The 12698-nt window shown below is 65.4% G+C and carries 16 protein-coding genes; 3 read left to right on the top strand and 13 right to left on the bottom strand.

Features of this window, described 5'->3' with window-relative positions; all coding sequences use genetic code 11:
* Positions 1-11: 11 nt before the first annotated feature.
* The 8 genes from BST40_RS08655 to BST40_RS08620 all read right to left on the bottom strand — a co-directional run bounded on the left by BST40_RS08655 (position 12) and on the right by BST40_RS08620 (position 5466).
* The gene (locus BST40_RS08655; protein ID WP_075547917.1) at positions 12-887 is read right to left on the bottom strand and encodes a formate/nitrite transporter family protein; all 876 of its coding nucleotides are present in this window, start codon (positions 885-887) and stop codon (positions 12-14) included.
* Positions 888-925: 38 nt separating this feature from the next.
* A complete protein-coding gene (locus BST40_RS08650; protein WP_176357685.1) occupies positions 926-1486 on the bottom strand; it encodes a flavin reductase family protein in 561 nt (186 codons plus the stop codon).
* Complete coding sequence (locus BST40_RS08645) at positions 1483-1749, bottom strand: hypothetical protein (protein ID WP_075547918.1); 267 nt, start codon at positions 1747-1749, stop codon at positions 1483-1485. The genes BST40_RS08650 and BST40_RS08645 overlap by 4 nt, the downstream gene beginning before the upstream one ends.
* Positions 1746-2360, bottom strand: coding sequence for an RNA polymerase sigma factor (locus tag BST40_RS08640; RefSeq protein ID WP_075547919.1), 615 nt, complete (start codon positions 2358-2360; stop codon positions 1746-1748). The genes BST40_RS08645 and BST40_RS08640 overlap by 4 nt, the downstream gene beginning before the upstream one ends.
* 19 nt (positions 2361-2379) lie before the next feature.
* Positions 2380-3447 carry an acyl-CoA dehydrogenase family protein gene (locus tag BST40_RS08635; RefSeq protein ID WP_075547920.1) on the bottom strand — a complete coding sequence of 356 codons (1068 nt, stop codon included), beginning with the start codon at positions 3445-3447 and terminating at the stop codon, positions 2380-2382.
* A complete protein-coding gene (gene cynS, locus BST40_RS08630; RefSeq protein ID WP_082275491.1) occupies positions 3444-3920 on the bottom strand; it encodes a cyanase in 477 nt (158 codons plus the stop codon). Before cynS ends, BST40_RS08635 begins: the two co-directional genes overlap by 4 nt.
* Positions 3921-3930: 10 nt before the next feature.
* Positions 3931-4455, bottom strand: coding sequence for an OsmC family protein (locus BST40_RS08625; protein ID WP_075547943.1), 525 nt, complete (start codon positions 4453-4455; stop codon positions 3931-3933).
* Positions 4456-4629: 174 nt separating this feature from the next.
* On the bottom strand, positions 4630-5466 hold the full coding sequence (locus BST40_RS08620; RefSeq protein WP_083154019.1) for a DUF3097 domain-containing protein: 837 nt from the start codon (positions 5464-5466) through the stop codon (positions 4630-4632).
* A 455-nt stretch (positions 5467-5921) separates the two neighbouring features.
* Between BST40_RS08620 and BST40_RS08615 the strand changes: the two genes are divergently transcribed.
* The 3 genes from BST40_RS08615 to BST40_RS08605 are packed head-to-tail and all read left to right on the top strand — an operon-like array spanning position 5922 to position 7368.
* A complete protein-coding gene (locus BST40_RS08615; protein ID WP_075547922.1) occupies positions 5922-6245 on the top strand; it encodes an ArsR/SmtB family transcription factor in 324 nt (107 codons plus the stop codon).
* Positions 6242-6730 carry an SRPBCC family protein gene (locus BST40_RS08610; protein WP_075547923.1) on the top strand — a complete coding sequence of 163 codons (489 nt, stop codon included), beginning with the start codon at positions 6242-6244 and terminating at the stop codon, positions 6728-6730. The genes BST40_RS08615 and BST40_RS08610 overlap by 4 nt, the downstream gene beginning before the upstream one ends.
* Entirely contained in the window at positions 6727-7368 is a 642-nt protein-coding gene (locus tag BST40_RS08605) for a maleylpyruvate isomerase family mycothiol-dependent enzyme (RefSeq protein ID WP_075547924.1), read from the top strand. Before BST40_RS08610 ends, BST40_RS08605 begins: the two co-directional genes overlap by 4 nt.
* A gap of 35 nt (positions 7369-7403) precedes the next feature.
* On the opposite strand, the gene BST40_RS08600 is transcribed toward BST40_RS08605, so the two are convergent.
* Genes BST40_RS08600 through BST40_RS08580 form a run of 5 tightly spaced genes read right to left on the bottom strand, consistent with a single transcriptional unit; the run spans position 7404 to position 12584 of the window.
* The gene (locus tag BST40_RS08600; protein WP_089025071.1) at positions 7404-8378 is read right to left on the bottom strand and encodes a patatin-like phospholipase family protein; all 975 of its coding nucleotides are present in this window, start codon (positions 8376-8378) and stop codon (positions 7404-7406) included.
* A 44-nt stretch (positions 8379-8422) separates the two neighbouring features.
* Positions 8423-9493, bottom strand: a complete 1071-nt coding sequence (locus BST40_RS08595; protein WP_075547926.1) for an ABC transporter ATP-binding protein — start codon at positions 9491-9493, stop codon at positions 8423-8425.
* Between the two features lie 4 nt (positions 9494-9497).
* Positions 9498-10340 (bottom strand): carbohydrate ABC transporter permease, encoded by an 843-nt coding sequence (locus BST40_RS08590; RefSeq protein ID WP_075547927.1) that lies wholly within the window; start codon positions 10338-10340, stop codon positions 9498-9500.
* Positions 10327-11262: a carbohydrate ABC transporter permease gene (locus BST40_RS08585; protein WP_371687231.1), complete on the bottom strand. Its 936-nt coding sequence runs from the start codon at positions 11260-11262 to the stop codon at positions 10327-10329. The genes BST40_RS08590 and BST40_RS08585 overlap by 14 nt, the downstream gene beginning before the upstream one ends.
* Before the next feature lie 5 nt (positions 11263-11267).
* Entirely contained in the window at positions 11268-12584 is a 1317-nt protein-coding gene (locus BST40_RS08580) for an ABC transporter substrate-binding protein (protein ID WP_075547929.1), read from the bottom strand.
* Positions 12585-12698 lie beyond the last annotated feature (114 nt).

The following is a 12698-nucleotide window of genomic DNA, read 5'->3' as shown; positions in this document are numbered from 1 at the left end:
CGTCGCGACGGCTACCGCTCCCGCGGCTGAAGCCGCGCGATGACGTAGAACGGCAGCGCCACGAAGACCGTGCCGCCGACCAGATTGCCGAGGCTGGTAACGCAGATATTGGTGACCAAGCCGTGAGCTCCCCAGCCCCAGCTGATCCCGCAATGTGGGGCATCCTGGTGAAAAGCATTGAGCAGCAACGGAAGTCCCAGGAATCCGACATTAGCCACGACGTGCTGATCGCTGCCGATCACGAATGCGAACGGCCCGTAGAACGCAAAGCCCATCCGCGCGACATCGCTGCGCGCCTTGTAATACATGCACATGGCGGTTTGCAGGAACCAGGTGCACAGCACCGCCAGCAGGAAAGCGGTCCACAAGGGCTGGCCGGCTTTCTGGGCGCCGACGACTGCCGCACGGGTGGCGAAGGCACCCAGATACGGCCCCCCGGCCGCGGCGCAGACGGCGACGAACACGAGTGCACCAACGATATTGCCGCTCAGTCCGATAAGCAGCAGCTGCAAATAGCAGCTGACGCGCATCCGCCCCTGCAGCACCGCGAAGAAGCCGGCTGCCATGTCGGCAGTGATCAGGGATGCCCCTGACACCAGGATGAGAACAAAAGACATGCCGAACGCCAGACCCATCAGCAGGCTGGCGATACCGGGCGTGCCGACCCCGGTGCTGACGACCAACGATAGCAACGCGCCGAAACCCACCATCGCGCCGCCGACCAGTGAGCGGATCAGAAACGCCCACGGATGGGCTGATTTCTCGAGCGCCATGTCCGCTATTCGGGTCACCATGGCGGGAACACCGAGTGGTTCGAACGGATCACCGGCCCGGCGATCATCGGACGACGGGCCCACGAGGTCTGGGCCCAGGGCAAGCTGGGACATGATGCGCCTATCGGTAGGTATGGAAAGTGTTGTGTCGCTTAAGAAGCCACCGGGCAGACGGTGTCTGCCCAATCGTGCATCCGTCCCGAGTAATAGAGCAGCGGCAGGCCGCCGGCGCGGCGCACGGCGCAGGCGCGAATGAGCAGGATGACGTGGTCGCCCGCGTCGTAGATCCGGTCGATAAAGCCGCTTACCGAGGCGGCCGCACCGACAAGAACCGGACACCCGCAGTCATCGGTGTCGAATGCGACTCCCTCGAAGCGGTCGTCGACCTTGCTGGCGAAGCGGCGCGCCAGGCTCGCCTGGTCGTTCGCCAACACGTTGACAGCCACGGAGCTGCCGATACGGAACGCCGGAAGGCTGCCCGCGCTGCGCGCCACACACTGCAGCAATAGCGGCGGGTCCAGGGACACCGAGGCAAACGAGCTGATGGTCATGCCGACCGATCGGTCGCCCAGGCGGGTGGTCAGGACGGTGACGCCGGAGGGAAAGGCGCCCATGGCGTTTCGCATGGATGTGGCGTCGACGGGTCCGCCCAGTGTCCAAACCTGGTCCGGGCGGCGATCCGGTTGCGACGAGTCTGCAGTGGCGTTCGTCATTCCTGGCCTTTCCTGAGGGTGTTGATCGTGTTGATAACCCCCGTGATGTGCTCGTCGCTGAGCTTTTCCCCGTCGAATACGTGGTTGAGCAGAACCTTGAGGTCGAGCATTTGCTGCAGATACACCAGGCATGGCGGGCACTCGTCGAGATGTTTGGCCACGATCGCTCCCCACTCCTGCGGGTCCGAGTCCACCAGGTCGTCGACGAGTCGGAGGAAGTCGACGCAGTCGACGGCGGGGACCGTGTTGTCGTAGACGGTCATCGTTGGTACCGCTTTTCCAGTTCATTTCGGAGGTTTGCCCGGGCACGGTAGAGCAGGGCACGTTGCGCCTCGGCGGACAACTCGAGGATCTCGGACGCCTCTTCGGCGGAGGTGCCGACCAGGTCGCGCAGGATTACCAGCTGCCGCTGCCGCGGCGGCAGCGTGTCCAGCGCCGCCCGCACCTGCTCGACGAGTTCCCTTGCGACAGTGCGGTCCTCGGGGAGGAACCGCCTCGACGGCGGCACGCTCCAGTGCCCGGCGTCGGGATGGCCGGCCGGGTGCATCCGGTCCGACAGCGGGTCGGTGTCGTCGGTGGCCAGCAGCTCGTGCTCGCGGATCCGGGACTCGCGCCGCCGGTGCCGCGACGCGGTGTTCTTGACGATCCCGAACAACCAGGTGGCCACCGACGAGCGACCCTCGAACGAGGCCGACGACCGCATCACCTGTACCCATGCTTCTTGTACCGCTTCTTCGGCCGCCGTTGGCGAGTTCACCATTGTGCAAGCAAAACTCACCATTTGGCGGTGATAGTCGCGCACCAAGCCGGCCAGCGGAACCCCGCCGACCATGTGCTCGGATGCGGATCCGGGTGGGACCGCGACCGGGGTCATCGTCGACCCGAGCGGTCACTCAACGGCATCCCCCCAGTTCCCACCGCAGCTGCGCCTCCGACGGCGACTGCACGGGCAGGAATGCGGCTTCCCGGTATCGGCGGCTTGCCGGCGTCCTACTGGCATAGCCCTTGCCGCCGGCCGTACGAATCTCCAGCGCGGCGCTGGCACTGGCGATTTCGGCCGCGGTGAGGCGTAGCGAGAGCAACTCCTTCTTGCTCGGTGGTTGCTGGCCGCCGACCGATGCGGCCACGCTGGCCAAGGTGGTCTCGGCCAACGCGAGCTTTCCCGCGATCAGGTCGACGTCGGGGGCGAACACCGAATTCACTCCGGTGAGGCCGATCCGGCATTGCGTCAGCGTGGTCTTGGCCAGCCCGAGGCACATTGCCGACTGCAGCACCAGGAAAGTGGGGCGAACCGCGTCCAGAAACCCGTCGAAGTCCGTGGACAGCACCTGCTCCTCGCCAACGTACACATCGGTCAACTCCAGATACGACGAGGCCGTGCTGCCCATCGCCAAGAGTTCGAAGTGATCACCAATGGTGATACCCGGTGTGCGCAACGGCACCGCCACGATCAGCTTGTCGCCGCGTTCGGTGCGCGCCGCGGTCACCAAGACCGAGTCGTGGTACAGGTTGCTGGCCCACCTGATCGAGCCGCTCAGCTGGTAGCCGCCCTCGGCGGCTGCGGCGGTGAGCTCGAGGCTCCCGCAGCCGGCCGCGTCTTTGAAGGCGGCCGCCATTCCGGTGATGCCCAGCGCGGTGCCGGCCAGCAGCGGCTGGACCGCGGCCATGCTGTATTCCGTTGCGGCGGTGAGTAAGTACTCGATCGCCATCCGGTTGGCCCACACGCAGAACCCGGTGCTCATGCACTCGCCGGAGATCATTCGGATCACCTGGCCCATCTGTGGCAGCCGTCCGTCGATGTTGCCCGGAGCGCCAAGCCCGAGCAGTCCGACGGCCCCCAGGCCCGCAAAGCTGCGGCGGGCGGTGTCGTCTCCGCGGTCCAGCACACCGGCGTGCGTGCGGATGTCTGCCAGCAGCTCCGAATCGAGCAAGTCGATCGCAGCGTCGATGGTCGCGGTCACGACATGACCTCCTGTTCCGTGTTGTTCCATGTGTAGTCGAGAAACTTGCCGTCGAAGGTCACAATCACCCGATCACCGTGCGGATCCGGACGACGTCGCACACTCATCCGGAAGTTGATGGCGCTCATGATCCCGTCGCCGAACTCCTCGGCGATCAGTTCCTTGAGGGCGGGCCCGTAGAGCGACAGCGCCTCATGGAACCGGTAGATCGTCGGATCCGCCGACGCCGATTCGTCGGATCCCCGGTAGGGCGTCAACTGCAGTGCGGCGACCGCGTCGTCGTCGAGGTCGAGCAGTGCCGCGACGGTCGCGGCGTCGTCAGCCGACAGCGGGTGCTGGCCGAGGAGCGCCGCTACCGTCCACACCCGGTCCTTGCCGATTGCGTCGGCGATCTTGGTCCAGCTCAATCCCTTCGCCATCCGGGCCAGCTTGATGGCCTCGGCGAGCTGCAGCCTGGTCGCGTTGTATGTCACGTGGCGATGCCTAGTCGATGGTCAGGGTCGAGTCGACGGTGGCCGGACGGCGGAACGTGTTCACCACGGGCGACCAGGCGATCGCGTTGTCGTGGATCTCCTGCAGCGTCGCATCGTCGGCATCTCCGGCCAAGGTGACGCGGCAGCGCACCGAGGTGAAGCCGAGGACCTTGCCGGCCGGGGTGTCGCCGACGCCCCACACGGCGGAGATGTCGATGTCGCCTTCCATCTCGACCTCGATCTTGGTCAGGGTCACGCCACGGTGGGTGGCGTTGGCCAGCAGGCCCACCGAGATGCAGGATCCCAGGGCCGCCAACGTCGTCTCCGAGGGGTTGGGCGCCGAGTCGTCACCCAGCAGCGCGGGGGGCTCGCCCACGAGCATGGGCGCCAGGTCGCGCACGTAGGTCATGTTGCGAAAGCCGCTCTCACACACCGTCTTGGCTTTCAGGGTCTTCTTGCCGGTGCTGGGGTCGGTCTTGGCGTTGCACGACAGTCGGTCCAGGCCTTCGGCATCGATGACAAGCATGTCGGTCATGTCCATTCCTCCGTTTCTTTCCAAATCAAATAGTTTTCGGGGTCAAGCTTTAGTGCTCGGCAGACGCGCAGACGTGACGACGATCGGAAGTCTTTTACACGATCGACACAAAGCTCACCTGGATGAAACGTGGCGGTGCGCAGTTTTCCTACTGCCAGCGGGTGGCCTGGGCAGCTAGACGGCAGGCTGGGTAACGAAGTCGATCAGTTCTTCGACCCGGCTGATCAGCGCGGGCTCCAGATCGTTCCAGTCGCGGACCGTCGACCGGATGCGCCGCCACGCCGTGGCGATGTCCGCCTGGTCGGCGTGCGGCCAGCCCAGTGCCTGACAGACTCCGTGCTTCCACTCGATGTGCCGGGGTACGTTCGGCCACGCCTTCAGGCCGAGCCGGTGCGGTTTGACGGCCTGCCAGATGTCGACATAAGGGTGACCGACGACCAGGGTGTCCGAGCCACCCGGTCCCTGACGCACCGCGTCGGCAATGCGGGCCTCTTTCGAGCCGGGGATGAGGTGGTCCACGAGAACGCCGAGTCGGCAGCGCGGTCCGGGCCGGAAATCGGCGACGATGCGCACCAGGTCGTCGACGCCGCCGAGGTGCTCCACCACAACGCCTTCGATGCGCAGGTCTTCCCCCCAGACCTGGGCGATGAGCTCGGCATCGTGACGGCCCTCGACATAGATCCGGCTGGCACGGGCAACCCGAGCGCGGGCGCGGGGGACCGCGACCGACCCGGATGCCGTGCGCTTCGGTGTGACCGGCGCCGGGCGGCGCGGGGCAGTGAGGATTACCGGTCGACCGTCGATGAGGTAACCGGGCCCGAGCGGGAAACCGCGGGTCTTACCGTGGCGGTCTTCGAGGTCGATGCGGCCGTATTCGACTCGGACCACGGCGCCGACGTAGCCGGTTTGGGCGTCCTCGACCACCATGCCGATCTCGACCGGATGCTCCCCCGATCGCGGCCTGCGCCGCCCTCCCCCGGACAAGACGTCGCTGCCATAACGATCCAGCACGCGGCAATACTAGGCAGTCGCTCGCCGGACGCGGTTGCGGCGCGCCGTGGCTGCTCAGCGAAAATGCCTGCCTCACTCGGAAATTCATGGTGACCACGAATGCGGCTGGTCTACGATGTCCTGTTGCGCTGCCTTGGCTGCCTGGCTCTGTTTTCGGCACGCCAATACCGCACCCTCGCTCAACCGCTTGTGGTAGCAGGCGTTCGGGGGAAGTCGCACGTGCTCACCGTATCGGCTGGCATGCCGCCGTATCGAGTGTGCGGTGACGGCTTTGACTGTCCATGTAGGGCGGAAACATCCACGATCGGCCGCCCTGACGGCACAGTCGGCGGCGCCAGCGCACACTCGACGCCATTAACGCACGCTCGACGCCCTTCAGCACGGAGGACATCGGCGGCTCGCCACAGCCAACCCGCTCTTGAATCCCAGTATTGGTAAGCATAGACTTACGGTTCGTGGTTACTTACCAAGTGGGCGCCCAGGCGTGGCAGGCTCTGGCCGACGGGACTCGGCGGGCCATCATGGAACGCCTTGCTCATGGTCCGTCGGCCGTCGGTGAACTGGCTCGCGACCTGCCCGTCAGCCGGCCGGCGGTGTCACAGCACCTCAAGGTGCTCAAGGCAGCCGGACTGGTCTGCGACCGCGCCGCGGGCACGCGTCGGGTCTACCAGCTCGACCCGACCGGTCTCGAGGCATTACGCGCCGACCTCGACCGATTCTGGACACAAGCCCTGACCACCTACGCACAGACCATCGACATCGAAGGAGACGGCGTATGACACGTCCGGGAAGCACCGCAATCCACCACCATGTCGTCGTCAATGCCCCGATCGAGCGCGCATTCAGGGTGTTCACCGCTCGGTTCGGCGACTTCAAGCCCCGCGAGCACAACCTGCTCCGGGTGCCGATCGCCGAAACGGTATTCGAATGCCACGCGGGCGGGCATATCTACGACCGTGGCGTTGACGGCAGCGTGTGCAGATGGGCCCGCGTGCTGGTCTGCGAACCGCCCAATCGGGTGGTGTTCACCTGGGATATCGGCCCCACCTGGCAGCCCGAGACCGATCTGTCCAAGACCAGCGAAGTCGAGGTCCGGTTCACCGCCGAGTCCACCGAGACGACCCGGGTGGACCTGGAGCACCGTCACCTCGACCGACACGGTCCGGGCTGGGAATCGGTGGCAGCCGGCGTCGACGGCGAGGCCGGTTGGCCGTTGTACCTGCACCGCTATGCCGGCCTGTTCGGTGTCGAGGTGCGGCCATGAGCATCGACGGTGAGGGCGCGCAAGCCACCATGATGAGCATGGCCCGTGCCGAGCGCGCAGAACTGGCGGAATTTCTGGCGTCCCTGACCCCACAGCAATGGGCCACACCCAGCCTGTGCGCCGGATGGAGCGTCAAAGATGTTGTCGCGCATATGTTCAGCTACGAAGAACTCAACTCGCCGGGGCTGTTGAAGCGGTTCGTCAAGGGCCGGCTGGTACGGGCCAACGAAGTCGGCGTCCAAGAATTTTCCGCGCTTACCCCACCGGAATTGCTGGAGTTCGTCGGCCAACACCTCCAACCACGGGGGCTCACAGCGCGTTTCGACGGAATGATCGCACTGGTCGACGGAATGATCCACCACCAAGACATTCGACGCCCACTCGGTCGGCCCCGCACCATTGCCGCCGAGCGACTCGTCCGCGTGCTGAAGTTGGTGCCGAAGAATCCCCGGCTTGGTGCTCGGCCACGGATCAAGGAACTGCGGCTACGGGCAACCGACGTCGACTGGGCACACGGCAGCGGGCCCGAAGTGACCGGGCCCGGTGAGGCGTTGCTGATGGCCATGGCCGGCAGGCCGGCGGCCCTCGCCGACCTCGGCGGACCCGGACACCGCACCCTCGCACAACGCATGAGCTGACCGCCCGAGCCGCTTCGACCGTTGGCCCGGTGCGCTTAGTCCAACGGGGTGGCGGGGCCGCCGCACGCCGCGATGTAGTCGGGGTAGTTCCAGGTCCGCAGAAACTCTTGACCGGCTTGCAACCCGCGCTGGTACAGGGCCTCGCGTTGTTCGGCGGTGATATCGAAGTTGATCGGGCTGATCTCATCGGCCGGGACGAAGATCGTGCGCCGCACGGTACACGGGTCGTCGATGTAGGCGTTGTCCTGATTGCTGACCAACGTCTCAATCGCGGCGAGGCCCAACGACACCGGCCCATGAACCGGATGCGTGGGCGGAATTCCCGGACGCGACGACAGCCGGATCCCGAAGGTCGGCCACTCCGGCCCGCCGTCGGACCGGTCGAACAGCCCCACCGGAAAGTTCGACAGCAGTGCTCCGTCCACCCACGTCGCGCCGGCGACCCGAACCGGCTCGAACACGAACGGGATCGCCGACGAGGCATGGACCGCGCGCGCGACCGAAAAGTCGTCCGGGTCAATGCCATAGGAGTCCAGATCCCACGGGATGCGAACCAGGCGCCGCCGCGAGAGGTCGCTGGCGGTGACCACCAGCGACCAGGCGAATTGTTCCGGCTCGTCGCCGGTACGCAGGTCGGCGAAAGTGCGCACACCCAAGTCGGCTAGCAAACCGGTGAGCAGCTGTTCCAGATGGGTTCCCTGATACACGCCGTCCGACGTCAGCAGCGAGAGCACCCCGCCGATCAACGGCACCCGTCCGATAAGACTGCGGTCGAGGAACTTCGAGTAGTCGATGCTGCGCATGATCTCGGAAAGACGCGTCAGCGGTTCCCCCGCAACCTGCAGCGCGGCGACCAGTGACGCGACGATCGCACCGGCGCTGGTCCCTGCGACACGGGGAAACCGGTAGCCGGCCGCGCCCAGCGCGTCCACCGCACCGACCAGTCCGATCCCCCGGACCCCGCCGCCTTCGCAGACCAGATCGACACGTTGGGTGCTCACCGGCGTCACCATAGCCGCATCATGGGCAGTTACCGGTATGCGGCACACCGAGGTCAGGCAATCCGACGGCCGTCGGCTCCGAAGAAGTGCAGTTGACCGGGTTGAGGGTGCAGCCGCACCCGGCCGCCACGCTCGGGCGGCAGACGGCCGTCCGTGCGAGCGACGATCGCCTGACCGGCGAGCTGACCTGCCCCACTGATCCGGCCATACAGATAGGCGTCGGCGCCGAGCTCCTCCACCACGTCGACCTCGATTTCGACGCCGACATTGCCCACCTCGAAATGTTCGGGACGAATGCCGACGACAATCTCCGCTGCGGCGGCGGCTATCTCGCGTGGTATACCGATAGACCAATCGCCAAGCGTCACTGCGGAATCGGCGATCGGCAGGGTGAACAGATTCATCGCCGGGGAGCCGATGAATCCGGCGACGAACACGTTGTCCGGGTTGCGGTAGAGTTCCCGCGGCGGCGCGCACTGTTGCAGCACCCCGTCGCACAGCACCGCGACCCGGTCGCCCATCGTCATGGCCTCCACCTGATCATGGGTGACATAGACCGTCGTGGTACCGAGTTGACGTTGCAATGCGGCGATCTGATTGCGGGTTTGCACCCGCAGCTTGGCGTCGAGGTTGGACAACGGCTCGTCCATCAGGAACACCTGCGGACGGCGCACAATGGCGCGCCCCATTGCCACCCGCTGGCGTTGTCCGCCGGACAGGTCCTTGGGCTTGCGGTTCAGGTATGGTTGCAAATCAAGCAATTTCGCGGCGGCCAGCACTCGTTGGCGAATCTGCGGCTTCGGCGTCTTGGCGACCTTCAACGCGAATCCCATGTTCTGCGCCACCGTCATGTGCGGGTAGAGGGCGTAGTTCTGGAAGACCATGGCGACATCGCGATCCTTGGGATCGACATTGGTGACGTCCCGGTCGCCGATCCGGATCCTGCCCGAATCCAGTTTCTCCAAACCGGCCACCATCCGCAGCGACGTGGTCTTGCCGCATCCGGACGGTCCGACCAGCACCACGAACTCACCGTCGCCGACGACGAGATCCAGACGGTCCAGTGCGGGCCGGTCTGCGCCGGGGTACCGCCGGGTCGCCTCCTCGAAACTCACCGTGGCCATGCGGCTAGCCGCCGAGTCCGGTCGCGGCGATACCCCGGATAAACCAGCGCTGCGCCACCGCGTAGACGAGCACCAACGGCAGCAGGATCAGCATCGACGTCGCCATGAAAACCGGCCAGCGCGCCACGTATTCGCCGCGCAACCGCACCAGGCCCAGGGTCAGCGTGGCCAGGCTGTTGCGTTGGATCATCAGCAGCGGCCACAGAAAATCGTTCCACACACTCACCCAGGTGAGCACCGCCAGCACCATCACCGCCGGCCTAGCATGCGGCAACAGGATCCGCCAGTAGATCTGCCAGGGCGAGCAACCGTCCAGAATCGCCGCCTCTTCGAGATCGGCCGGCAGAGTGCGGAAGAACTGCCGCATGAGGTAGGTGCCGAAGGCGCTACCGAACAACCCCGGAACGATCATCGCCCACGGTGTGTCCACCCATCCCAGCACGCGCATGAGAATGAACTGCGGAATCACGGTGACCGTCAGCGGCACCATCAGCGTGCCCAGATACATGACGAACAAGGTGTCGCGGCCGCGAAAGTGCAGTCGCGCGAAGGCGTATCCGGCGAGCGAGCAGAAGAACACCTGACCGGCGGTGACGCAGCCGGCATACAGCACCGTGTTGAAAAACATTCGCCAGAACGGCATCAGCGCGAATACGTCGCCGTAGTTGGACCACTGCGGATGGTCGGGGATCAACGTCGGTTGGCTCACCTCGCCTTCGCTCTTCAACGAGCCCGACAGGGCCCACACGATCGGGAACAGGGCGCACCAGGCGATCGCGATCAGCGCCGTGTACAGGGCCAGGGCGCGAACAACGTTGCGGATGACCACTCGATCAGCCGAGCCCACGGGAAGCCTCCCACGAGCGGCGCCGCGCGAGGCGCAGCTGAAGCACGGTCAACATCAGCAAGACGGCGAACATCACCCAGGCCAGCGCCGACGCGTAACCGAATTCCAGGAATCCAAAGGCGTTTTGGAAGAGCATGATGCCCAAGACATAGGTTCCGGTTTCCGGTCCCCCGTTCGCCCCGGTGAGAACGTAGACCAGATCGAAAGCCTGGAATGCGTGGATGATCGAGATGACCACGACGAACGACATCGCGCCGCGGATCAACGGCACCGTAATCGACACGAACTGCCGTATCTCGCCGGCGCCGTCGATTTTGGCTGCCTCGTAAACGGTTTCAGGAACCCCCTGCATCGCGGCCAGCAGCACGACGGTGGCAAACGGCACGCTTCGCCACACACTGACCAGACACAGCGAGGCCATGGCCCACCTGGGTTCGATCAGCCAGGGGATCGGGCCGATGCCCACCCAGCCCAACATGATGTTGAGCAATCCGTTGTTGGTATCGAAGACGAATTGCCAGATCACCGCCATCACCACCGACGAAATGGCCAGCGGTAAGAACGTGATCGTCCGAAAGATGCCGATGCCCTTGGCTTTCCGGTTCAGCACGCCGGCGATGGCGAGGCTGATGAGAACGGTCGGGGCAACCGTCCCGACAGTGAAGATCGCCGTGTTGCGCACCGCGATGAGAAACAACGGGTCAGCGGTGAACAAGTCGCGGAAATTCCGCAGACCCACAAACTTTGGCGGGGTGAACAGGTCCCAGCTCTGAAAGCTCATGTACAGCGAGAACCCGAGCGGGAACAGCATGAACACCACGACGGCAGCCAGATTCGGCGCGACGAACAGTCGCCCGGCCCACGGCCGGCGGCGCCAGAGGCTCGGCCTGGTGGGGCGCTTCGCGGTCCCCGGCGTGTCGATCGATGTCACGGGCCGCGCAGCACCTCATCGACGGCTCGCGACAGCCCGGTCAGCGATATCGCCGGGCGGGATCCGCGTAGTACCGGTCCCATGCTGCGTTCCATCAGGGCGTAGACCTTCGGCCACGCCGGGGTGATGGGCAGGCCCTGGGAATGGCTCGGTCCTCCGGTGAGTACGGCGAGATTGTCAACCCTACTGTGTGCATTGGCGAATCCGGCCGAGTTGATCGCAGACCACACGACCGGCACGAAAAGGTTGGTTTCGCCGATCAACGCCTGACCCACGGGTCCGGTCGCGAACTTGACGAACTCCCAGGCCTGCTCCCGGCGCTGACAACTGGCAGCGATGGCCAATCCGGTGGCGCCGATATTGGAGCGGGGCGCGTGCCCCTGTGGGCCCAACGGCAGCGCGGTCACATCGAAATCCAGGCCGCCGGCGCGGTCGAACGTCTGGTAGCGCCAGTGCCCGCCCAGTGCCATCGCCGCCATGCCCCGCGAGAACAACTCCGGCGTGGCCGTCGACTGCAGCTCGGACGCGGTGGGCGCCACCTGGTGCTTGTTGGTCAGGTCGGCGTAGAACTGGACGGCTTCGATGAAGGCGGCGTTGTCGAAGTTGAGATGCGACGGGTTCATTCTCGGCGACGACCACGGCACCCCGTTGTTCATGGCGAACAGTCCGGCGGAGAGGGTCGGGACGAAGGTGTCGACAAACCCCCACTGGCTGACCCGTCCCGCGGCATCGCGCTTGGTGAGCGCGCGAGCCGCGTCGAGAAATTCGGCAAAAGTCCACGGCCGCTCCCAACTGGTGGGCGGTGGCCGAATGCCGGCCGCGGCGAAAAGCCGCTTGTTGTAGTACAGGTAATTTCCCGACCATTGCTCCGGAAAGGCGTATTGGCCGCCGTTGTAGGTGAACGTCTCATACAGTGGCCCAATGCCGTCCGATGACAGCTCGGCGGCGAAGCCGGGATCCCGCGCCAGCATGGTGTTCAGATCCAGCAGCACACCCCGGTCAGCCAATCCGGCGTAGCTCAACTCCCACGCCATCAGCACATCGGGACATTTGCCGCCGGCGCAGAACGTCGATATCTGCTGCAGCGGCCCCGGACCGGACAGCAAGGTCCGCACCTTGATGTCGGGGTGGCGGCGGCAAAACTCCTCGACGATGCGCATCCGAGCGTCCGCTTCGTCGGGATTGGCTGCAAAGAAGAAGGTCAAGGCGTCGTCGTCGGAGGCACACCCGGCGGGCCACGGCGCCAACGACGCCACGCTGAGTGCACCCGCTCCCCGCAACAGGCGCCGCCGCGCAAACGGCTTGTCGAACATGTTGCTCCCGGTTCTGGGCGTCGACTCCTGTGCCGACCTTATGTCATCGTCGTGGGTTGTCGGCGAGATATCCGAGTGCCCGGTTGGCAGAATTGTTGCAACACTTGGGAAGTC

The organism is Mycobacterium persicum, from assembly GCF_002086675.1.
Lineage (GTDB): Bacteria > Actinomycetota > Actinomycetes > Mycobacteriales > Mycobacteriaceae > Mycobacterium > Mycobacterium persicum.
The sequence above is the reverse complement of the archived record's forward strand: the minus strand, read 5'-3'. Positions and strand labels throughout refer to the sequence as shown.

Excerpts from the sequence above, each read along its gene's own strand:
- BST40_RS08640 (WP_075547919.1), bottom strand. The coding sequence starts at position 2,360 with ATGACCCCGGTCGCGGTCCCACCCGGATCCGCATCCGAGCACATGGTC.
- BST40_RS08580 (WP_075547929.1), bottom strand. The coding sequence starts at position 12,584 with ATGTTCGACAAGCCGTTTGCGCGGCGGCGCCTGTTGCGGGGAGCGGGT.
- BST40_RS08625 (WP_075547943.1), bottom strand. The coding sequence starts at position 4,455 with ATGACCGACATGCTTGTCATCGATGCCGAAGGCCTGGACCGACTGTCG.
- BST40_RS08605 (WP_075547924.1), top strand. The coding sequence starts at position 6,727 with ATGAGCATCGACGGTGAGGGCGCGCAAGCCACCATGATGAGCATGGCC.
- BST40_RS08610 (WP_075547923.1), top strand. The coding sequence starts at position 6,242 with ATGACACGTCCGGGAAGCACCGCAATCCACCACCATGTCGTCGTCAAT.
- BST40_RS08595 (WP_075547926.1), bottom strand. The coding sequence starts at position 9,493 with ATGGCCACGGTGAGTTTCGAGGAGGCGACCCGGCGGTACCCCGGCGCA.
- BST40_RS08650 (WP_176357685.1), bottom strand. The coding sequence starts at position 1,486 with ATGACGAACGCCACTGCAGACTCGTCGCAACCGGATCGCCGCCCGGAC.
- BST40_RS08655 (WP_075547917.1), bottom strand. The coding sequence starts at position 887 with ATGTCCCAGCTTGCCCTGGGCCCAGACCTCGTGGGCCCGTCGTCCGAT.
- BST40_RS08645 (WP_075547918.1), bottom strand. The coding sequence starts at position 1,749 with ATGACCGTCTACGACAACACGGTCCCCGCCGTCGACTGCGTCGACTTC.